Below are 21,372 nucleotides of genomic sequence, written 5' to 3'. Positions count from 1 at the left end.
TTGTGTTTCTAAAAGTTTTTTCTGACAAAATTTTATCTATGCCGTGGGCTGATTTTGAATTTGCTGAGAGAATCACTATGTCTTCATAGGAAGAGTCGAGATTTCTATAAAAGTCCAAGGGAGTAATGATTTCTATACTCTGACGGCGGGTTAAGTCCTCCACATCTATGGAAGCAGAAAGAGAATTGCAGTAGATAAAAATTTTTTCAGCCCCCTCTTTTTTTGCCTCCCTTATTTTTTCTTCAACAATATTTGTAAGCTCTTCTCTTGAATAATATTGAAGAAGAGATTGGTCCTTTGGATTTTTAGAAATTGGAAAGCTCAGTGGCTCAAAGCCCCTTTTATTTAAAAGGTCCACACCCATTTTTGTGTCCACATAAGTTCCTGCGAATACTCCTACTTTCATTTTTTCACTCCTTTAAAATAAATCCATTTAAGTTTTTTCTCCAAAATTCTGTACTCAAGATCCCTTGCAGAATAAATTTCTCCGTCAATGTTGTATAAAAATTCTCTCTCTGATGAAATTTTCCCTGACCTAGTTAAAATTTCTCTCACGCCACTTTTCCCAAGGTGGTCTCCACTTCTGTAGGAAGTAAATAAGCTTGCTATCCTAAGGGGACTCATCTTCTCTGCCAAAATTAAATTTAAAAGTCCATCATCAATTTTTGCCTTTGGTGCTGGGTTAAAGCCATTGCCATAGTAAGAGCCGTTGCAAAGGGCAGAAATTAAAAAGCTGCCAGATAAATTTACTTCTTCATTTTTTTCGTCAAGGCAGGAAATTTTTAAGTCTACATTTTCCAAATTTAAGATGCTTTTTACCACGCCGTAAAAATATCCCAGCCTGCCTCCAAGCTTTTTCCTCTTCATTATGTCATAGGCATACTTCAAGACATTGGTGTCAAAGCCAAGACTTGTGACATTGATGCAAATTTTTCCATTTACTTCTATGAGGTCAATGGGAGAAATTTCATAATCAAAAATATTTTCTAACTTAAAATTATGGTAAGAAAAATTTTTGGAAAAGTCGTTGCCTGTGCCGCCAGGTATGAGTCCAAGAGAAGTCTGGCTCCCACAAAGGACAGAGGCAACTTCAGATAGGGCACCGTCGCCACCTTTTATGAATAAAATTTCGCCGCCCCTGTCCCTAAAGTCCTGGGCAAATTTCACTGTATCATGAGCTTTCTCTGTGACTTTTATTTCATCTTCCTTAAAATATTTTAAAAGTTCTCTTTCAAAAGTCTTGTCATAAGATCTGCCAGACTTAGAACTTATTATAAAAAGTTTTTTCATATTAACCACTTATAATTAATTATATTATATGGACAAATTTATTCCAATAGAGTTCTTTCATGGCTTTTTGGGTAGAAGAAAAAAAGGAGGGATTTTATGAAATGGAGAGGACGAAGACAAAGTTCAAATGTATCAAGAAGTAGAGGCGGCAGAGTAGCCCTTGGCGGCGGTGGACTTCTAGTGGCACTAATAGTTTTTTTACTTACGGGAAATCCAATGGACGCAATTCGCTCTGGCTTTGGAGGCACAGCACCTACAAGTACACAAAATTATGAACTTTCACAAAAGGAGCAAGATTTATACGATTATTCATCTGTAGTTCTTGCAGATACAGAAGATGCTTGGCACTCTATTTTAAAAAATGAAGGAATAGATTATAGAGAGCCTAAGTTAAAAATATTTAAGGGTCAAGTAAAATCTGGTTGCGGTCTTGCAAGTGCAGGTATGGGACCTTTTTACTGTTCAAGAGATGAAGCTATATACATGGATTTATCCTTTTACGATTCACTTATAAGAGACTTTGGTGCAGATGAGGGCGACTTTATCTTGTCCTATGTAATTAGCCACGAGGTTGGTCACCATGTCCAAGAAGTGACGGGAATTATGAGTCAGTACCAAGAGATGATGGGAAAATTATCTGAAAAAGATGGGAATGCACTGACAGTTAGACTAGAGCTTCAAGCAGACTATCTTGCAGGAGTAGTTGCAAGATATCAAAAGGACAAGGGCTATCTTGACCCAGGAGACATTGACGAGGCAATATCAGCTGCCTGGTCCATTGGCGACGACACCTTGCAGAAAAAAGCTCAGGGCTATGTGAGACCAGAATCCTTTACTCACGGCTCTAGTGAAGAGAGAACTCGCTGGTTTAAAAAGGGCTACGAGGCAGGCGACCTATCAGAATGGGATACTTTTTCTGCGAAAAATTTATAAAATTTAAGAAAACAAAAAGACTGAGGATTAATTTTCCCCAGTCTTATTTTTTTCTGTTACTATTTTTATAATTTCAAGAATAAATAAAATTATTATTCCTATAAAAAATCCAAGAGGGCTAAAGGTCTCTAAGCTAAGAGGAAGATTTCCCCCTATAGTTGTTGGACCCATTATAATGGCATAAAGGGAGCCAATAATCATACCGATTATTAGATAGAGCATCTTGTCCCTACTTCTCCTCATCCTATCTCTTATGACTCGAATTGACATAAAAATTCCAAATAATATGCCAAGAGACATGACAAAAAGTGGCAAAATTTTTTCGAAATTAAAGCGAAGGACTTCCCCCACAGCTTCAACGACAGGTATGTAAACTCCAGCTATTAGTAAAATAGATGAGCCAGATATGCCTGGTAGGACCATGACAGAAATTGCAAGAGCTCCTGCCAAGAATAAATAAAAATACTCAAAAATATTGGGCTCTATTAAGTCAAAATTTCCAATGAGTCTACTCTTGCCACGAAAATAAACTAAGAGGACAACTACAAGGATCCCAAGAAAAATAAAGTAAAAATCTTCTTTGTGCTTTTTTAAAATTTCCCTTTCGCTATTTATTACAAAGGGAAGAGACATGGTAGTCAGTCCCAAAAAAATCGATGACATAAAATAAATTTCATTTTGAAATAATTCTGACAGGAAAAAAATACTCAAAAGTAGTCCAAAGACCCAGCCAGCTCCAAGCTTTAAGAGATAAAAAAAGGCTGGCTTTCTCTTATTTTTCTCTCCCTCAAAAAAAAGGTGGAGAGCTTCTATAAATTTATCATAAAATCCAAGTATGAAGGCAATAGTGCCGCCGCTCACTCCAGGAACGGAGTCGGCAAGAGCCATAATCATACCATGAAAAACATTAATTAACATACTTCCTCCATTCCTCTATGATAACATTAAATTAAAAATTTTATTATTAAGTTATAGTAAACTTTCTTAAATTTCTCTTAAAAACGCAGAAAATAAAAAAATCCACTAGCTAAGTAGTGGAAAATTTATATAACTTATAAGGCTTCTCTCTCTTCTCCTATTTCATCAAAAATGCCTTCGATATTATCTAAGTAAATATCAGAAAGTCTTGCAATATAGTTTGGCCCCACTATAACAGCTGCTATTGCTGCAACTATTAGGGCAATAAAGGATACTGTCGAAAGCTCTGGCATAGACTTTGCAGGAATTATCATGATAAGTGCAACAACTAAAGAAATAATTGTAACTTTAAAAACTTTTAAGCCCATGACAAAAGTTTCAGAAAATAACTTAAAGCCTGCCTTAGCAATAAGTTTTAAGCAAGTAAAAAAGGGAAGGTCCCTATATCTCTCATCAGCCATGACAAAATTTGAATAGGCAAAAATAAGTGAAAGAAATACTGTTACTAAAATAAATAAAAGTGCAGCTAATAAAATCCCTCTCATGCCAGCATCAGTTAATACAGCCCCAGTTCCTGATGTTAGAGCTGAAAATAAAAGTGCAACAGAACTTATTAGACCAATTAAAATATTCATCAAGAAGACTTTTCCCGTAATTGTCTTTATTCCTCTAAAATATTCACTGAAGCTGCCTTCTCTATTATATAAAAGACCTCTACAGATTATGTAATTAATAATCCAAGCAAATATAGTTCCAATTACAGCAAGATTTCCGTCATAAATTCTTTCAAAAACTCTCGCTATAATTCCACCTAAAATCATTAAAAGGATAACTGAACCGTAATTAAATTTTCTCATTGTGACCTCCTATCTATGTCTGTTTTTATTTTAACACAAAAGATATTTTTAAAAAACTTATTTATATTAGGCCTTGCTTTGGGTATATAAATAAAAAAATAAAATAAAGGAGGAAGTATGAAAAATATAAGTATAAATGAACCTGTGGCAAGTCTTGTGGAAAAATATCCTGACTTGAAAAATATCTTAAAGGAAATTGGTTTTAGTGAAATTACAAATCCCTTGGCACTTTCTAGTGTCGGAAAAATTGTGTCAATAAAAAAGGGAGCTGGAATAAAAAATATTGACCTCGACATAATTAGGGAAAAATTGCAGGAAGGAGGCTTTAATCTCATTGAAGACCAAGATCCTCAAGATAATCCTTCAGATGAAGGCAAGAGGCTTGAGCTTTTAAAGTCCTATATTGAAAGAGTTTCCAAGGGCGAGGACCTGGAGGCTGTTAGAAGTGACTTTGTTAAAAATTTTAAGGATGTTTCTTCAAAGGAAATTGTTGCGGCAGAAGAAAGCCTAATAAAAAGTGGTCTTCCCCTTGAAAAGGTTCAAAAACTTTGCGACATCCACTCTGCCCTCTTCCACGAAAGCAATATTATAGACGAGAGCCAAAAGGACCTTGAAAAAATCCTTGGCCATCCCCTAAATATTTTAAGCTTAGAAAATAAAAAAATTAAGTCCTTGGCTGATGGGGTTAAGGAAGGTGAAGACAAGCTAAAAAAGATAAGTGACCTTTTAAAAATAAATTCTCACTATGGAAAAAAGGCTGGACTCATCTACCCTCTTTTGAAGACAAAGTACAAGATAAGTGGTCCAAGTGATGTAATGTGGGCTGTTGATGACGAGATAAGAAGGGACCTATCAAAGATTATTAAGGCAAATTCTTATAACCAAGAGGACCTCAATAAAATTTTAGACAGGGTTTATGAAATGATTTATAAGGAAGAAAGTATTCTCTTCCCACTTTTAAAGGAAAACTTCACAGAAGAAGAGTGGAATAAAATCTATGGCGACCTTGGGGAGTATGGACTAGACCTAGTGGGTGAGCTTCCTCTTTGGAAGGACTACAAGCCTAAAGAAATTTCCCCAAAAGAAAAAATTTCTTCTGGAAGTCTAGACTTTGAAACTGGAAGTTTAAAGCTAAATGAGGCCATGCAAATCCTAAGGACCCTTGATGCCGAGCTTACCTTTATAGATAAGGATGACTTGGTTAGATTTTATTCTGAGGGGGAAGACAAGATTTTCCCTAGGCCTAAGTCCTGTTTAAATAGGGATGTAACTTCTTGCCACCCTCCAAAGGTTGTGCCAATGGTTAAGTCCTTGCTTGATGATTTTAAAAACAAGAGGAAGGACCGTCTGGTGGTGTGCAGGAATATTAAGGGTAAGAAAATTCTTGTTAAGTACCTTGCAGTCTATGAGGATGGGGAATATATAGGCACCCTAGAAACAGTTGAAGACATAAGCCAATACTAAGGAGATTAAAAAAAAGCCACTATCAAAGTGACTTTTTATTTTTATAAATCTTCTTCAACTGTCTTGGAATAAATCCTCTCATTGTTTTCTAGATAAATATCAGCTAGGCTTGCACGAAATCCTGGTGTGCAAAGAAAAAAGGCGATAGCGGCAATTACACCAAGTATAATTGCAATTAAAACTATTGATGGGGTTTTAAATGATAGGATTCCTGCAAGAAGGGCGATAGCTCCAAGTATTAAAGAAATCTTATAGGCTCTAATTCCTGCCATAAAACTTTCCTTAAATAATTTTAAACCTGCCCTTATAATTAGCATAAAAGAATCAAAAAAGGGAAGGTCCCTGTATCTCTCATCTGCCATAAAAAAGTTCACATAGGCAAAAAGAAGAGATAAAAGAACTGTTATTAGGAAAACTAAAACTATTGCTATTATAAGAACCCTGGAATTATTTATTGCAAAAGGCGTAAATAAAAATCCTGCTCCTGATATAAGTAGGGCAAACATAAGTAGGATAACAGTTATAACTCCCACTAAGATGTTCATCAAAAAGACCTTGCCTGTAATAGTTTTTATTCCCATAAAATATTCAGAAAAACTTCCCTCTCTCTTATAAAGAAGTCCCCTGCAAATTATGTAGTCAGAAATAAAAGTAACAAAGCCTCCAAGAATTGACAAGTTGCCGTCAAAAATATTTTGCAAGATTCCAACAATTATTGCATTGGCTATAAGTATTAAGATAATAGAACCGTAATTGTACTTTCTCATAATGACCTCCTTTTTATTTGTGATTTTATTTTATCACAAAATATATTTATAAAAAACTTATTTATATTAAGTAGAATTTGGGGTATATAATAAAGGAAATATAATAAAGGAGGAAGACATGAAGAAAATATTTGGAGCACTAGTGGCAAACTTTTTGTCCTTTTACATATTAGACATGATATTTGAAAATATATATTTCTCAAAACCAAGTGCCTTTATAGCAATGGCAATAATTTTTTCACTAGTTAACCTTACAATAAAGCCCGTCTTAAAAATTTTATCCCTTCCAATAACAATAATAACTCTTGGACTTTTTTCCCTAGTTATTAATGCAGTTGTCCTTGAAATTGCCTTTAACCTCGTAGGCTCTGCATCTATTGGAAGCTTTGGCACGGCCTTTTGGGCAAGTATAGTTTTGAGTTTTATAAATAATATTATAAGAGAAGTAATTAGCAAAAACTTTAAGTAAAATTTCATAAAGAAAAAAATGCCGCAGTTATGAAAGGTCACTGCGGCACTTTTAATTAACGGTATTTTAAAACTTCTGTGGCAAGTTCAAGCATTTCAATGGCAACATTAAAGTTTTCGCCAAAAAGATCAAAGACAGCATCTTCAGAAAGAACTCCGCAAGGAAGGTCCTCTGGAATTTCGCCCCTATCATATCTTTCCAAGTCTTCAAAATAAGTTTCAGAAGAATAATAATCGCTGAGCTTTTTGTATTCCTCTTGATGAGCTTCAAACCTTTCAATGGCAGCTCTCAAATTTTCAATGAGATCATTGTGATCATTTAAAATCTTTTCCATTTCACTAATTCTTTTAATAGGATCCATAATATCCTCCTTATAATTAATTACATAAATCTTTATACCCTTATTATAAAAAATAAATTGCAAAAGAAAAAGATAGGACTTTCATCCTATCTCTTATGAGGTTTGGTTTTTCTATTCTGTCTAATCTAACTTATTTTATATAGTGAACTTGATCAATAATATCTTTGTAAACTTCCTCTTTTCTCTCGTTATAAATAACTTTGTTTTGCTCAAAAATATTATTACCCTGGCTATCAATGGATACAATTAGGGGACCGAATTCCTCTACATCACATACCCATAGAGTCTCTGGCATTCCCAAGTCTTTCCACTGTGCATCTACTATTTTATTAACTCTTGTAGCTGCCCAAACTGCATTGCCTGCAGGTATTACTACATGAATGGCTTTATTTTTTTTGCAACCACGAGCAGTTCCTTCGCCCATGCCACCCTTGCCAATTATGACTCTTACTCCAGTTTTGTCGATAAACTCTTCTTCGAATTTTTCCATTCTCATTGAAGTAGTTGGTCCAACAGAAATCATTTCATAGTTTCCATCTTTTTCTGAAATAATAGGCCCTGCGTGTAGTATTGCCTTGTCTTTAACATCTACAGGAAGTTCTAGTCCCTCTTCTATTACTCTTCTGTGAGCAACATCACGACAAGTTACCATTCTTCCTGAAAGATAAATTATATCTCCAACCTTTAAATCCTTTATATCTTCAGCCGATATAGGTGTTTTTAAAATTTTTTTACTCATAATTCTATCCCCTCATGACTTAGTATTTCATAATTCATTTCTTCATCAACTACAATTAAGCCCCTTCTGTGAGACCAACATCCAACATTAAGTGCAACAGAAAGCACACTTGGATGCCTTGCAGTGTTTACAATATTAACACCCATTACAGAATTTTCTCCCCCAAAACCTTGAGGTCCAATTCCAATTTTATTTATGCCATCTTCAAGTCTCTTTTCTAGGTCTCTAGCTCTTTCGTCTTCGCTGTGGTCTCCAACTTTTTTCATGAGAGCAAGTTTTGAATTCATGGCTGCAGTTTCAATAGATGTTCCTATTCCAACTCCAACTAAAAGTGGTGGACAAGCATTAAGTCCATAGGAAGTCATTCTGTCTAGGATGAATTTTACAACAGCTTCGTAGCCTTCGCCTGGCATAAGGGTTACACCTGCACCAGGAAGTGAGCAACCGCCACCTGCCATGTAAGTATAAATCTTTGCTGATGAGCCAGGGACAATTTTTGTAAATACTGTTGGAGTTCCCTTGCCAATATTTTTCCCTGTATTATATTCTTCAAAAGTTTCAACGCTATTGTGTCTAAGAGGAGTTTCCATAGTCGCCTTATAAGTAGCCTCTCTTAAAAGTTCTTCTAAGTTAGCCTTAAAGGGGAAGTCTTCTCCCACTTCACAGAAAAATTGTAGGACTCCTGTGTCTTGACAGGAAGGTCTCTTCATTTCCCATGCAAGCTCTTGATTCTTTTTCATAGTTTCATAAATTGTCTTTGCCAGCGGATTTGTCTCTTTTTCTGAAAGTTCCTTTAATTTGTCCTCAACATCCTTGGGAAGCTTCATGCTGACTACACCAACAAAGGCTGCCATCTCGTCAATAAATTCTTTTTCTAATTTTTCTCTCTTCATTTTTTACTCCTTTTTAGTTTGGAAAGAAGGGGAAGAATATTGGCAAAAGTATTAAAGCTATTGCTCCACAAATTAATATAAGTGGCAAGCCCGCCTTAACATAATCGTTAAACTTATACCCCCCAATGTTATAAACCATAGTGTTTGCTGGCATACCAATAGGCGTTGCATATGCCATTGACCCACCAATTACTGTCGCCATTAAAACTGCTCTTGGGTCTGCTCCAATTGCCTGTGAAATAGAAAGTGAAATAGGAACCATGAGAGCTGTTGTAGCTGTATTTGACATAAAATTCGTAAGTGTTGCACAAATTATAAAGATTATAATCATAAGTGCTGTTGGCGATGGATTGTCTCCAAGCTTTGAAACAATTGTACTTGCTATTAAATCCCCTGTGCCCGTTTCCTTTAAGGCAGTTGCAAGTGCAAGGGAGCCAACAAAAAGTAAAATAGTATTCATGTCTATGGACTTAATTGCATCTTTACTGGAAATTACTCCCATGACAACAAGTGCCAAGGCTCCGATCCAAGCAGAAATGAAAAGTTTTACTCCAATTTTCTTTTCAAATACCATTGCCAATACTGCCAAAATTAAAACTATAAGTGATGCCCATTGTTTCCACTGAGGCACATCCTCATAGGACTTTTCTTGCGAATAAATAGAATCAGCATCTTCATTGGCTGCATTGTCTGGCAAGAGCTTGTATCCAATTGTGACAAAAAATATTATGCCAACAATCAAAACTGGAAGACCAATCTTTGCATACTCGAAAAATCCAAACTCAAGTCCAATGGTTTCAAGTCCTGATTGGGCAATCATGTTGCCTGGCGCACCAATCAAACTCAAATTTCCACCCATGGCTGCTGCAAAAACAAGTGGCAGCAAAATTTTTGACTTAGGAAATTTTGTAGACTGAGAAATACCTATTAAAACAGGAATCAATACTGCTGCTGTACCAGTATTTGATAAGATTCCGGACATAAGCCCCGTAATAATCATTACCGCCGCTATAAGTTGCCTCTCTGTCTTGGCAAATTTTGTAACAAGACCACCAACTCGCTGTGCCATTCCCGTTTCAAAAAAGGCAGCACCAATAATAAACATTGCCATAAATAAGAGCACATTGGAATCAGTGAAGCCTGCAAAGGCATCCTTTGGCTCCAAAACTTTAGTCACTGCCAGACCTACTGCTACAATCATAGCTGTAACCCATAGTGGGATTTTTTCCAATGCAAACATAATTATTGCAAAAAGTAAAAATCCAACTGTTATTGTTTGTGTATTCATAACATCCCCCTCATGTACTTTATGATTTCATTATATGGAAGGTCTTTTACTTAATCTATCTCATTATTAAGTAAAAATTTTGTTGTGAAAACAAAAATTTTTATTTTCAAAAGTATTTTTATCTGAATTCAAAAATTTTAATCTTAAAATTTTACAGGTTAAATTTTCTTGTTTCTCTTAAAATAGAGCTCCTGAGTTTTTTTTCCTTTTTTATCTTAAGTTTTTATCTTAAAATATATCTAGTCAAAGTTTTAATATATGAAAACATTTAAGTTTGAAAATTTAAAACTTAAGCTTGCCCTTTCAAAAACTTAAAAAAACTTCGGACTAGCCGAAGTTAAATTAAATAATTTTGCTCATGTTTTTCTCTAAATCTTCAATAATTTTTTTATAAATTTCCCTCTCAATGTCTTTATAGTCTAGGTCCCTTTCACCATTATCTATCTCTTCATTTTCATAGACCCAATCATTTTTTGCCCTCAGCCAATTTAGATTGTCATCATTTAAAAAAACTTTTTTAAATTGTGCATCAATTTCAAGAGTCTCCTTGTCCAAGCTTTGTCGATATTCAGAAGGAGATCTGCCAAAATTTTCCCTAAATGCTGTGTTAAAACTTCTCACATTGGGAAAGCCATGTTCAAGGGCTATTTCTGCTATTTTTTTCTCGCTCTGTTTTAAATCCTTTGTGGCACAAGAAAGTCTCTTCCTAAGCAAATATTCTGTATAAGAAATTCCCAAGGTCTTAGAAAAAATTTCAGATGTATAGTTTGGATGATAACCAGCAACTTCAGCTACATCCTCTAAGCTTATCTTGTCCCTATAATTTTCATCAAGATATCCAATAATGTTTCTTACCACTTCATTTCTATATAAGGTACTCTTATCATCACTATCTTTTTCCTCTTTTAAGGCAAAATTTTCAATAGAATTTAAAAGTATTTTGTCTGTAGCAATAGACCTCTTAATTTTATTTTCTAGGGACTCATGGTCAAAGGACTCAACAAATTCCACAAGACTTTTTCTGAGTTCCAAGGCATGCTTAATATTTCTTGTGCCTCCGTCACTTGCCCCCATCCAATGGTACCTATCTCTATTATTATCAAACTCATCTAAAATTTTTGGATTGAAGTGAAATACCAAGGCTATAGTTTCCTTATCTTTTGCAAGAGTTGCGTGACCCTCATTGCTGTCAAAGAAGGCTATATCTCCCTTGGAGAGCTTATAAATTTTTCCATTGACACAAGCCTCCAGCTTGCCATTAATGACAACTAAGCACTCCACATCTTCGTGCCAATTGTAGTTAAATGCGCCAACATAATAGGCGTAACATTTAATTGGGAATTTTTTATTATTAATTTCTCTATAGTATGTAAAATTTAATTCCTTCATCTTATCAACCTCACCCTAATTGTATCATATAGATTAATTTATTTAGAATTATAAAATAAAAAACCTGCAAAAAACTTGCAGGCTTAAAATTATTCTTCCATTAAATATTTTACTGTAACTGCTGCCATTGATTTGGCACATATAACCATGGCATCTTCTCTTATGTCAAACTTTGGATGATGATGTGGGTAGGGTGCGTCTTCTTTTTTTGCTCCCACATAAAAAAAGCAGGATGGTCTTTCTTTGGCGTAGAAGGAGAAGTCTTCTGATGGTGGCTGTGGACCTCCATCGCTTATTTCTTTTACTTCAGGAATCTTTGCCTCCTTAATGGCATCTACAACAAGATCAGTCATGGCTGGGTCGTTGTATAAAACGGGATAGTCCTTGGCGTAATTTATTTCAACTTCCATGTCAAAAGTTTCCCCAATTCCTTTGGCAATTCTCTTAACTTCTCTTTCAATTACATGGCTGGTTTCATCAGACATTGCCCTGACATCACCTGTCACTGTGACAGAATCCTTTATAATGTTAAAAGTTCCCTCACCGGCAAAGGACCCAATTGTCACAACCCCATTTTCAAAGGGAGATAACCTTCTTGACACAATACTTTGAACTGCTGTGACAAAATGAGAGGCAGCAACTATTGCATCATTGGATAGGTGTGGCATGGACCCATGACCGCCAAGACCCTGAAATTTTACGCTAAACTTTGCCCTGCCCGTTTGAGTGTTGCCCTTGTGGTAGTGGACTGTTCCAAGGGGCATAGATGACATTACATGGATTCCAAAGACATTGTCCACGCCCTCTAGGACTCCTGCTTCAATCATTTGCCTTGCTCCTCCTGGAGGTGCTTCTTCTGCGTGTTGGTGGATAATTACAATTTTTCCCCTTAGTTGATCTTTCTTTTCCAGCAAGATGTCTGCCAGTACCATAAGATAAGCTGTGTGGGCATCGTGGCCACAGGCGTGCATAACTCCATCATGCCTTGAGGCAAAGGGAAGTCCCGTTTCTTCATGAATGGGTAGGGCGTCAAAGTCTGCCCTAAGAGCAATAGTCTTCCCAGGCTTTTTTGTGTCTATGACAACCCTAAGACCTTTGCCGCCCATGTTTTTTGTAACTTCCACATCCTTGTCCTTATAAAAGTCTTCTACATATGCTGCAGTCTCAACTTCTTCAAAAGAAAGCTCAGCATTTTCGTGAAGGTGACGGCGGTGTTTTACCATCTCATCTTGTCTCTTATCAATTTCCTCAAAAATTTCTTTTAATAACATAAGGCACCTTCTTTAAAAATTTTCTTTCCTAAATTATACTCTTAAAAATTAGCATTATAAAGGGACTACAAATGTAGCCCCAAATTTTTTTATTATTTTAAAAACTTAGTCTTCCTTAAAAAATTCTACGCCTGCTGTGAAGATGTCTTCTAATTCTATGCCTGGTATGTTTTTAAAGGTTTCTTCTAATACTCTTTCGCTGTGGCCCATCTTGCCAAGGATCTTGCCGTCCTTTGACATCAAGGCTTCTACATTTAACATTGAGCCATTAGGTGCGTCTTCGTAGCAAATTGCCACTTGTTCATTTTCTAGAATTTCATCAAGCTTTTCTTTACTTGCTATAAATCTTCCTTCGCCGTGAGAAATTGGCACCTTGTAAGTTTTTCCTACTTCAAGTTTAGCAAGCCATGGTGAATTATTTGACACAACCTTAGTGTCTACAACTCTTGCTATGTGTCTGTTGCAAGTGTTATATGTTAAAGTTGGGTCGTCTTCTTCTAGGTCTTTAATCTCACCGTAAGGTAGAAGTCCTGTCTTAATTAAGGCTTGGAAGCCGTTACAAATCCCAAGTATTAGTCCGTCATTTTCGCCTAAAAGTTTTTCTATTGCTGCCTTAACTTTTTCAGATCTAATTACATTGGCTATAAATTTACCTGAACCGCCTGGTTCGTCACCAAGTGAAAATCCGCCAGGTATTGCTAGGATTTGTGCCTTAGAAATTTTTTCTGCCAACTCTTCTATAGATTCTTTAACTTTTTCATTGTCCTTGTTTTTAAATACTATAACTTCTGCACTTGCTCCAGCTCTTTCAAAGGCTCTTGCTGTGTCGTATTCTGAGTTTGTGCCAGGGAAGGCTGGTATTATTACCTTAACCTCATCTACTGGCTTCTTGGACTTCATCCTTCTCTTAGGAGCTTCTTTTTGTTTAACTTCAGTTAATTTATTTGAGTCTACTGGCTTAAAGATTTTATCCATTGTCTTAAGGTAAGCATTAGATAATTTTTCTACATCTAATTTTTTGCCATTTACATACATTTCGTAGTCATCTCTAAAGTCGCCAATTTTTTCTATAAAGTCTCTGTCTTCCTTATATTCAACTACAAAGGATCCATAAAGAGGTGAGTATAAATCTTCTACTTGAAGATCAAAGCCCACATTGTCTATTGCCATTTCAAAAATTTGTGGAAGTGTGCCCTTGTGATTTATGGCTGCCGCAGAAATTATATTTCCCTTCCTTATTTCATTTTGTAAATTTATAAAGTTTTCCTTAGTTTCTTCAAGGTTAAGTGTGCCAATGTGCTCTCTATCTGTCCTTATAAGACCAATTTTTCCTATGCCCTTAAATTCTGGACTGATAATATTTTTTGCCTCAACAGTATTTACTGCAAAGGAAATAAGTGTTGGTGGCACGCTAATGTCTTCGAAGGTTCCACTCATGGAGTCCTTGCCCCCAATTGGCGGTGCGTCAAAATATCTTGATGCAGTCAAGGCTCCAAGTAGAGATTTAAGTGGTTTTGACCAGGCATTTTTGTTGTCCATTTTTTCGTAAAATTCTTGGAAGGAAAGTCTTATGCCAGCAAGGGGTGCCCCTGCTGAAACAAGTTTTGCAATAGATTCAATTACTGCGTAGTAGCCTCCAAGATATTGTGACTCAACAGAGAGTTTTGGATTAAAACCATAGGACATAAGAGATGCTGTTTTTGACTCGCCATCATCTGTTGGAATAAGTGCTGCCATAACTTGGGCTGGTGTATTTTGCTTTTTGCCGCCAAGAGGTTGAAGGACAGTTGCTGCTCCTACTGAGGAGTCAAAGCGTTCAATCATATTTTTCTTTGAAGTTATATTTAAGTCAGATAAATATTTTTCTAAATCTTCTACTCCATCTTTATTAACTAAAAATTCTGGGAAATCTTCAGAAGTAACCTCAACTTCTTCTTTTCTCTTTGCTCCAGTTTGGTTTACAAAATCATAACTCATGTCGCAGATAATTTCATCTTCGTAATACATCTTTAGTCTATTGTCACCAGTTACTCTTGCAACTACTGTGCTTTCCAAGTTTTCCTTATCTGCCAAGTCCATAAATTTATCCACATCTTCTTTTGCAACGACAACTGCCATTCTCTCTTGTGATTCAGAAATTGCAATTTCTCTTGGCTTTAAGCCCATGTATTTTAGGGGAACCTTGTCAAGTTTAACTTCAATTGAATCGGCAAGTTCTCCTATGGCAACGGAAACTCCGCCTGCCCCAAAGTCGTTACATTTTTTAATTAACTTTGCTGCCTTTGGATTTCTAAATAATCTTTGAATTTTTCTCTCTTCAGGTGCATTTCCCTTTTGCACTTGGGCAGATTCAGTTTGAATAGAAGAAACCTTGTGAGATTTTGATGAACCAGTTGCTCCACCAATGCCATCTCTACCAGTTCTACCGCCAAGAAGAATTATGATGTCGCCTTCTGTAGGTTCAATTCTCTTAACATTTTCAAGAGGACAAGCTGCTATAACTGCGCCAGTTTCCATTCTCTTTGCCACATAGCCTGGGTGGTATAATTCGTCAACAAGACCAGTTGCAACGCCAACTTGGTTGCCATAAGATGAGTATCCAATTGCCGCTTCAGTTACAATTTTCTTTTGTGGAAGTTTTCCCTTTAAAGTTTTTTCAATTGGAGTGAAAGGGTCGCCTGCTCCTGTAACTCTCATGGCTTGATATACATAGGATCTGCCAGAAAGTGGGTCTCTTATGGCACCGCCAAGGCAAGTTGAGGCACCGCCAACAGGTTCAATTTCTGTTGGGTGGTTGTGAGTTTCATTTTTAAACATTAATAGGTAGTCGCGGTCTTCAACCTTACCATCAACTTCTACCTTAGCCTTAATCTTTACAGAGCAGGCATTTATTTCTGATGAAACTTCTAAATCTTGAAGCTTGCCATTTTTTCTAAGTTCCTTGGATAAAATTGTGCCAAGGCTCATTAGGGTAATTGGCTTTATTATGTCAAGTTCTCTTCTCATGTCAAGATAAGCATCAAAGGCTCTCTTTATTTCCTTGTCAAGTTCAGTAACCACATCAAAGTCAATGTCAAGCTCAGTGTTAAAAGTCGTGTGTCTGCAGTGGTCTGACCAATAAGTGTCAATTATGGCAACTTCCGTTTCATTTGGGTCGCGATTTTCAGACTTGAAATAATCTTGCAAAACTTTTAAGTCTTCTGGGCTCATGGCAAGAGATTTTTCATCCACGAATTTCTTTAAGCCTTCCTCATCTAAGTCATTAAAGCCTTCATAGACAAGATTTTCGTGATTTTTCTTTGCATCTTCTCTCAAAATAGTTTCTGCATAAACATCAACTTCTTGTGAGTCAACTGGATTTATCAAAAACTTTTTAATTTTTTCAAGTTCACCTTCATCTACGCCGCCAATGTCGTAAACTTCTGTCACCTTTGCCCTAACTTTTTCATCTGTGAAAAGGGCAATAGTTTGAACAAGTCCATCTTCTCTGTTGTCAAATTGTCCAGCTTGGTATTGGATGCCTATTGGATTTTCAAAGGATCCTTCCAACTTTTTGTAGTCTTTATAATAAACATCTTCCACTGGCGCTTCGTAAAAGACAGATGCCATGGTCTTATCAAGAGTTTCATCTGATACATCTACATCGTATCTTCTGTAAGTTTTTAAGTAAGTAGCATCAATACCAAGAGAAGTTTTTATTTCTTCTCTAAGGGATTTTGACTGGTGATCGAATTCATCTTTTTTTGCAATATAAATTCTCTTTACATTATTTTTCATCTTCAACTAACTCCTTTGGCTCTACTGCATAATCACCATTAAAGCAGGCTTTGCAGAAAACATCTTCTTTCATCAAAGTAGCATCTAACATCCCTTCCATGGATATAAAGGCAAGGGAATCTGCGCCGATTCTCTCTCTCATTTCTTCAACAGAATAGTTTGCGGCAATAAGTTTCTTTCTTGATGGCGTGTCAATACCATAGAAACAAGGATATTTTACTGGAGGAGAAACTATTCTCATGTGAACTTCCTTGGCTCCAGCTTTTTTCATTCTCGTGATAAGATTTTTGGAAGTTGTTCCCCTTACTATGGAGTCGTCTACTAAGACAATTCTCTTGCCACGCAAAACTGTTTCTAGTGGATTTAATTTTAATTTAACAGAAAGTTCTCTCTCTTCAGCTGTTGGTTTTATAAAAGTTCTTCCCATGTACCTATTTTTTACAAGACCTTCAGCAAAAGGAATGCCTGATTCTTGTGCATAGCCCATAGCTCCAGGTGTTCCTGAGTCTGGAACTGCAATTACAATGTCGGCATCCACAGGAGCTTCTTTGGATAAAATTTCTCCACATCTTCTCCTAAAGTTGTAGGAGTTTACGCCGTCAAGAGTGGCATCAGTTCTTGCAAAATATACATATTCAAAGATGCAGTGTTCATTTTTTTCTTTTTCGAAAAAGTCTGAGTGTATTCCATTTTTATCTACTACGATAATTTCTGAAGGCTCAACATCTCTTATGGCGTCAGTGCCAATTATTTCAAGAGGCGCATTTTCAGAGGCAATTATAACTTCGCCGTTTTTTGCCCTGCCAATTAAAAGTGGTCTAAAGCCATAGGGGTCTCTAAAGGCAACTAACTTGTCTTCAAAAAGCATTACTACGCTGTAGGCACCTTTTATTCTTGCCATAGTTTTTTTCACAGCTTCAATAATGTCTCCTGCATAATATTTTGCAACGAGGGACAAAATAACTTCTGTGTCAATGGCAGTTTGAAAAAGCATACCTTCATTTTCAAGTTCTCTTCTAATTGATTTGTGATTAACTAGGTTGCCATTGTGGGCAAGGGCAAACTCTCTATTCTTTGAGAAGGCAAGTAGGGGTTGTGAATTGTATTCATAGGAGCCACCTGCAGTTGCATATCGAACATGACCTATGCCAATATTTCCCTTTAATTTTATAAAACTTTCGTCGTCAAAATTATCGTAGACAAGTCCCATGCCCTTGTCTAGAACCATATTTTTTCCGTCAAAGACGCAAATACCGCTGGCTTCTTGTCCTCTGTGTTGAAGAGAATTAAGTCCGTAAAATAATTTTTTGCTCACATTACTTTGTGAGTAAATACCAATAACTCCACACATTACTTCGACACCCCTTTCTTAAATTTAAAATTTCCTAAAAAATTAAAATAAAAATCTTTCATTCTTCCTCCAATTAAAAAAGCTCATCAAAAGATGAGCGTAAAAAACTTTTAGGTGAAAAATTAGTCGCAAAAATTGCGTCAAGAGGTCCATGGCATCTATTCATAAAAGTATTTGCAAATTCAAGCCAAAAGAACATACAACTAATCCTCCAAATCATAATAAAATAATTATATCATAAATTTATTAAATTGTACTAAGGCTAATCCTATTTATTATTTAAATTTCAATTATTATCCTTGGCTGCATTTATGTCCACTAAAAAAATGGCAAGCATAGTATAAAGTAGCCAAGACTTGTTGGGATAAGAGAGGTAAACTGGCTCCCAAGATGGAGCAAATTTTTCCTTGTAGGCTCTCAGTCCCTCAAAGGAATAAAATTTGTAGCCAAACTTGTAAACTAAGTAGGCAAGTTTTTCCTCCACAAAACTATTTGTGTTGATGCCAACGTTGGAAAGGGGCGCCATGCCCAGGTCAAAATAAATTTTTCCTTGGTCTTTAAAATATAAGAAGAGCTGCAAGAATAGAAAATCCATAATGCCACTTGGCGCATTTTCTCTTTCAAACCTCATCAAATCAATTGTCACCCAAGTTTTATTGGGGTTGGGCATAATATTTGCAAAGGCGAAAATTTTTCCCTTAGCATCCTTTGCCACTGCCATCTGGCATAAGTTTAAATAGTCTCTATTAAAGTAGCCAAGAGAAAATCCCTTCTCCCTTTTGCCTTCTAACCAATCATCAGAAATTTCTTTAAGCCTATCCAAAAATTCATCATTAAAAGGCGGCTTTATGACTTCAAAAGTGTAGCCTAATTTATCAAACTTTGATAGGGCATTTCTCTGTGACTTGTGCTCTCTACCTTCTAAGTTAAATTTCTCTAAATCTAGGGCTGCCGTCTCGCCAAATTTTATAAAGGAAAAACCAAAATCGTGAAGTTTTATAGTTCCTCCTTGTCCAACTTCATAAAAAATTGGCTTGTAACCGTAGAGGTCTGCTTCTTTTACAAATTTTTCTAGAAGTTTGTCAAAGTCCTCGGTCCTTCCAAAGGGCTCTCCCATGACAATGACTCTGTCCTTGTAAGTTGAAATAGAAAGACCACAAGTTATAACTCCTTCTTCTTCGTAATAATAAAGATCCTTGTCGCCAACTAGGGCAAGTGGTGCTTCGGCAGGAGCGTCGTAGTCACTTAAAAGCTTCCTAGCTTTTTCCAGATCCATTTTTTCTCCAAGCTTAACTTTCTTTCCCTTAAAGTAAAACAAAAGTAGTCGCATGGAAATAAATAAAAGTATAAAAATAATAGAAAATCGCAAAAAACTTTTCTCAAAGGGAATTACAAAGAAGTCCCTGTAATGAATCGGCTTTAGCCTATAATTTATTGCCATAAAATAAATTGTAATTACAGAAATTACGACAAAATAAAGGCTGTCTATGGTAATGGCTTCAAAGGAATAGACTAGCTGTTTTCTGTAGGGCATTTTTCGCGTGAAAACTGCCAGAAAGATGACTAAAATTAAAAATATCATTTCAATTATTCCAAAGCCACTTAAAAAGGAATAAATAAGAGCTAAGATGAGAAAAATTATTGTAAGTCTTGGTGCCTTCTCCACCTTTTCTCTGTTGGCTCGGCCTAAAATTATAAAGGATACTCCAAAGATCAGACTTGGAAATTGGTAAATCAAGTTTGCGTATAGGGGACTAAACTGACTTAGCCAGTAATGTTCATTCATCTCCTCTGGAATAGTTGCAGATAAAATCATAAAACTTCCCGTCAAATACAAAAAGAAGGAGAGAAGGTCAAGTCCCAGAGACTTTATAAGCCTAGAGGGAATCTTATCATTTTTCTCGTCAAAGATGCTGCCCAAGTCATGAAGGAAAAATACAAGTCCAAAGATAAAAGGAATAATGTAATAAAAAATTCTGTAGAGAAGTAGCCAGGTTAAGACTCTTTCATCTTCAATTCCCATAGAAGAAAAGGCAGTTATTATTACAAGTTCAAAAGAGCCAAGTCCGCCTGGTATAAAGGAAGAAATCCCAATTATGTTTGCAATTATAAAGGCAGAAATAATTATAAAAATATTAAGTCTTATGCCAAGCAAAAATCCAATGAAGGAGAAGAAAAACCCTGCACAGGTCCACTCACAAATTGACACAAGAGAAACTTCTGTGGCATATTTTTTTGAAATGGAAAGCTCTCCATCATTTCTAATTTTTGAAAGGAAAAATAAAACAGGATAGTAGAGAATTGCTCCCAGTAACCAAATTTTATAATTGATTAAAATTTTGCTCTCATAAAAAATTAAAAACACTAGAGATGTAAGTGCCAAAAAGGAAAGACCTGCAAAGTCAAAGAAAAGAGACTTCACCAAAAATTTTAAAAAGTGCTTGTCTTCCTTGCCCTCGCCAAAATATCTCATCCTAAGTCCAATATTTATAAGACCGCCAAAGCCAATTAAGTTGTTAAAAGAATTTACAGTTATAGATCTTTTGACGATGTAATTTTTGTCCCTATCTAATTTCAAGAAATTACTCAAAAGTAAATCGTAGAAAATCATGGGAGAAAAGGCAAGAAGACCCAAGACTGCCATGGAAAAAATTTTTATTAAAGAAATTTCATAAAAAATATTTGAAACTTCTTCCAGGGAAATTTCCCTTCTAAGTTTTGTAAATTCAAGAATTACTAAAAGAATTACGCCAAAGAGAAAAATCGGCTTAATTCCCTTGGCAAATTTTTTTAATTTTTCCATTAATTAACCTCTCTTTTTAAAAAATCAAGAACCACTTTGTTGTATTCGTAAGGCTTAGTCCTTGCCACCTTGTGTCCGTGATTTTTTATAATATATAATTTAGATTTTTTTATTTTTTTAGCAATATTGTGGAAATTATAAAGATAAATTAAGTCCCTCTCGCCAGCAATAATTAAAACTGGAAAATCAAACTTTTTGTAGTCGGAATCCACAATCTTTATTTTATCAAAAATTAATTTGTAAACAGAAAAATAATTTCTAAGTCCTGTAAAAATTTTGGATAATATTTTTAGGTTGTAATAAAAAATATAGCTACTGATTCTAGGTATAAATTTTATCTGTGAAAAATCCTTGTTAGGAGAATTTAAAATAAGCCTCTTAACTCTCTTGGGATAATTTTTTGCAAAAGTTAGGGCGAGATTTGCCCCGTTAGAAAAGCCCAAAATATTTATGGCCTCTATATTTAATGCTTCCAGGACATCATAGACATCAAGGGACAAGTCCTCAAAATTTAAAGAATAATTTTTGTCGCTTTTGCCATGTCCTCTTGTGTCCATAGCTATGACTAAAAAGTCCTTCTTAAAGACGACAATTTGCTTCTCAAAAAAGGAATAGTCGTCACCATTTCCATGTAGCAGTAAAAGTGGCTCGCCACTTCCAAGAATTTTTACAAAAATTTTTGCACCGTCGCGCATTTCAATAAATTTATCCAAAACCCTCACCAACCATATTCTATCACCTTTAAAACTTTTTAGTTAAAATAAAAGCTTTTTAATAAAAATAAAATTTATATATAAAATTT

General features: G+C 35.6%; 17 protein-coding genes and 1 pseudogene. 3 read left to right on the top strand and 15 right to left on the bottom strand.

Going from position 1 to position 21,372, the window contains the following annotated elements; translation table 11 throughout:
* A pseudogene (locus Q0U74_RS05440) lies at positions 1-406 on the bottom strand (racemase); the annotation flags it as partial.
* Positions 403-1,290: a diacylglycerol kinase family protein gene (locus Q0U74_RS05435; RefSeq protein ID WP_297393103.1), complete on the bottom strand. Its 888-nt coding sequence runs from the start codon at positions 1,288-1,290 to the stop codon at positions 403-405. The pseudogene Q0U74_RS05440 and the gene Q0U74_RS05435, both read right to left, overlap by 4 nt.
* 96 nt (positions 1,291-1,386) lie before the next feature.
* Here Q0U74_RS05435 and Q0U74_RS05430 point away from each other — a divergent pair, with 96 nt between their 5' ends.
* Positions 1,387-2,223: a neutral zinc metallopeptidase gene (locus Q0U74_RS05430; protein ID WP_297393102.1), complete on the top strand. Its 837-nt coding sequence runs from the start codon at positions 1,387-1,389 to the stop codon at positions 2,221-2,223.
* A gap of 27 nt (positions 2,224-2,250) precedes the next feature.
* On the opposite strand, the gene Q0U74_RS05425 is transcribed toward Q0U74_RS05430, so the two are convergent.
* Both Q0U74_RS05425 and Q0U74_RS05420 read right to left on the bottom strand, forming a co-directional pair.
* Positions 2,251-3,141: a DUF368 domain-containing protein gene (locus Q0U74_RS05425; RefSeq protein ID WP_297393101.1), complete on the bottom strand. Its 891-nt coding sequence runs from the start codon at positions 3,139-3,141 to the stop codon at positions 2,251-2,253.
* Positions 3,142-3,275: 134 nt separating this feature from the next.
* On the bottom strand, positions 3,276-3,998 hold the full coding sequence (locus tag Q0U74_RS05420) for a hypothetical protein (RefSeq protein WP_297393100.1): 723 nt from the start codon (positions 3,996-3,998) through the stop codon (positions 3,276-3,278).
* 117 nt (positions 3,999-4,115) lie between these two features.
* On the opposite strand from Q0U74_RS05420, the gene Q0U74_RS05415 reads away from it, so the two are divergent.
* On the top strand, positions 4,116-5,462 hold the full coding sequence (locus Q0U74_RS05415; protein ID WP_297393099.1) for a DUF438 domain-containing protein: 1,347 nt from the start codon (positions 4,116-4,118) through the stop codon (positions 5,460-5,462).
* A 41-nt stretch (positions 5,463-5,503) separates the two neighbouring features.
* Here Q0U74_RS05415 and Q0U74_RS05410 read toward each other — a convergent pair whose 3' ends face one another.
* Positions 5,504-6,229, bottom strand: coding sequence for a hypothetical protein (locus Q0U74_RS05410; protein WP_297393097.1), 726 nt, complete (start codon positions 6,227-6,229; stop codon positions 5,504-5,506).
* Positions 6,230-6,347: 118 nt separating this feature from the next.
* Between Q0U74_RS05410 and Q0U74_RS05405 the strand changes: the two genes are divergently transcribed.
* Positions 6,348-6,698 carry a phage holin family protein gene (locus Q0U74_RS05405; RefSeq protein WP_297393096.1) on the top strand — a complete coding sequence of 117 codons (351 nt, stop codon included), beginning with the start codon at positions 6,348-6,350 and terminating at the stop codon, positions 6,696-6,698.
* A 55-nt stretch (positions 6,699-6,753) separates the two neighbouring features.
* Here the strand turns inward: Q0U74_RS05405 and Q0U74_RS05400 are convergent, their stop codons facing one another.
* From Q0U74_RS05400 to Q0U74_RS05355, 10 genes are all read right to left on the bottom strand, one after another.
* On the bottom strand, positions 6,754-7,059 hold the full coding sequence (locus Q0U74_RS05400; protein WP_297393094.1) for a DUF4298 domain-containing protein: 306 nt from the start codon (positions 7,057-7,059) through the stop codon (positions 6,754-6,756).
* A 130-nt stretch (positions 7,060-7,189) separates the two neighbouring features.
* On the bottom strand, positions 7,190-7,798 hold the full coding sequence (ttdB, locus tag Q0U74_RS05395; protein ID WP_297393093.1) for a L(+)-tartrate dehydratase subunit beta: 609 nt from the start codon (positions 7,796-7,798) through the stop codon (positions 7,190-7,192).
* Positions 7,795-8,691 carry a L(+)-tartrate dehydratase subunit alpha gene (gene ttdA / locus Q0U74_RS05390; RefSeq protein ID WP_297393092.1) on the bottom strand — a complete coding sequence of 299 codons (897 nt, stop codon included), beginning with the start codon at positions 8,689-8,691 and terminating at the stop codon, positions 7,795-7,797. Before ttdA ends, ttdB begins: the two co-directional genes overlap by 4 nt.
* A gap of 13 nt (positions 8,692-8,704) precedes the next feature.
* Positions 8,705-9,979, bottom strand: coding sequence for an SLC13 family permease (locus Q0U74_RS05385; RefSeq protein WP_297393091.1), 1,275 nt, complete (start codon positions 9,977-9,979; stop codon positions 8,705-8,707).
* Between the two features lie 342 nt (positions 9,980-10,321).
* Positions 10,322-11,368 carry an AraC family transcriptional regulator gene (locus Q0U74_RS05380; RefSeq protein WP_297393090.1) on the bottom strand — a complete coding sequence of 349 codons (1,047 nt, stop codon included), beginning with the start codon at positions 11,366-11,368 and terminating at the stop codon, positions 10,322-10,324.
* A gap of 89 nt (positions 11,369-11,457) precedes the next feature.
* Positions 11,458-12,639 carry an amidohydrolase gene (locus Q0U74_RS05375; RefSeq protein ID WP_297393089.1) on the bottom strand — a complete coding sequence of 394 codons (1,182 nt, stop codon included), beginning with the start codon at positions 12,637-12,639 and terminating at the stop codon, positions 11,458-11,460.
* A 105-nt stretch (positions 12,640-12,744) separates the two neighbouring features.
* Positions 12,745-16,416 carry a phosphoribosylformylglycinamidine synthase gene (locus Q0U74_RS05370; RefSeq protein ID WP_297393087.1) on the bottom strand — a complete coding sequence of 1,224 codons (3,672 nt, stop codon included), beginning with the start codon at positions 16,414-16,416 and terminating at the stop codon, positions 12,745-12,747.
* On the bottom strand, positions 16,406-17,767 hold the full coding sequence (purF, locus tag Q0U74_RS05365; RefSeq protein WP_297393086.1) for an amidophosphoribosyltransferase: 1,362 nt from the start codon (positions 17,765-17,767) through the stop codon (positions 16,406-16,408). The genes Q0U74_RS05370 and purF overlap by 11 nt, the downstream gene beginning before the upstream one ends.
* Before the next feature lie 286 nt (positions 17,768-18,053).
* A complete protein-coding gene (mprF, locus tag Q0U74_RS05360) occupies positions 18,054-20,570 on the bottom strand; it encodes a bifunctional lysylphosphatidylglycerol flippase/synthetase MprF (protein ID WP_297393085.1) in 2,517 nt (838 codons plus the stop codon).
* Positions 20,570-21,292: an alpha/beta fold hydrolase gene (locus Q0U74_RS05355; RefSeq protein ID WP_297393084.1), complete on the bottom strand. Its 723-nt coding sequence runs from the start codon at positions 21,290-21,292 to the stop codon at positions 20,570-20,572. The genes mprF and Q0U74_RS05355 overlap by 1 nt, the downstream gene beginning before the upstream one ends.
* Positions 21,293-21,372: the final 80 nt, after the last annotated feature.

It is taken from the genome of uncultured Peptoniphilus sp., assembly GCF_946998875.1.
Classification (GTDB): Bacteria; Bacillota; Clostridia; order Tissierellales; family Peptoniphilaceae; genus Peptoniphilus_A.
The sequence above is the reverse complement of the archived record's forward strand: the minus strand, read 5'-3'. Positions and strand labels throughout refer to the sequence as shown.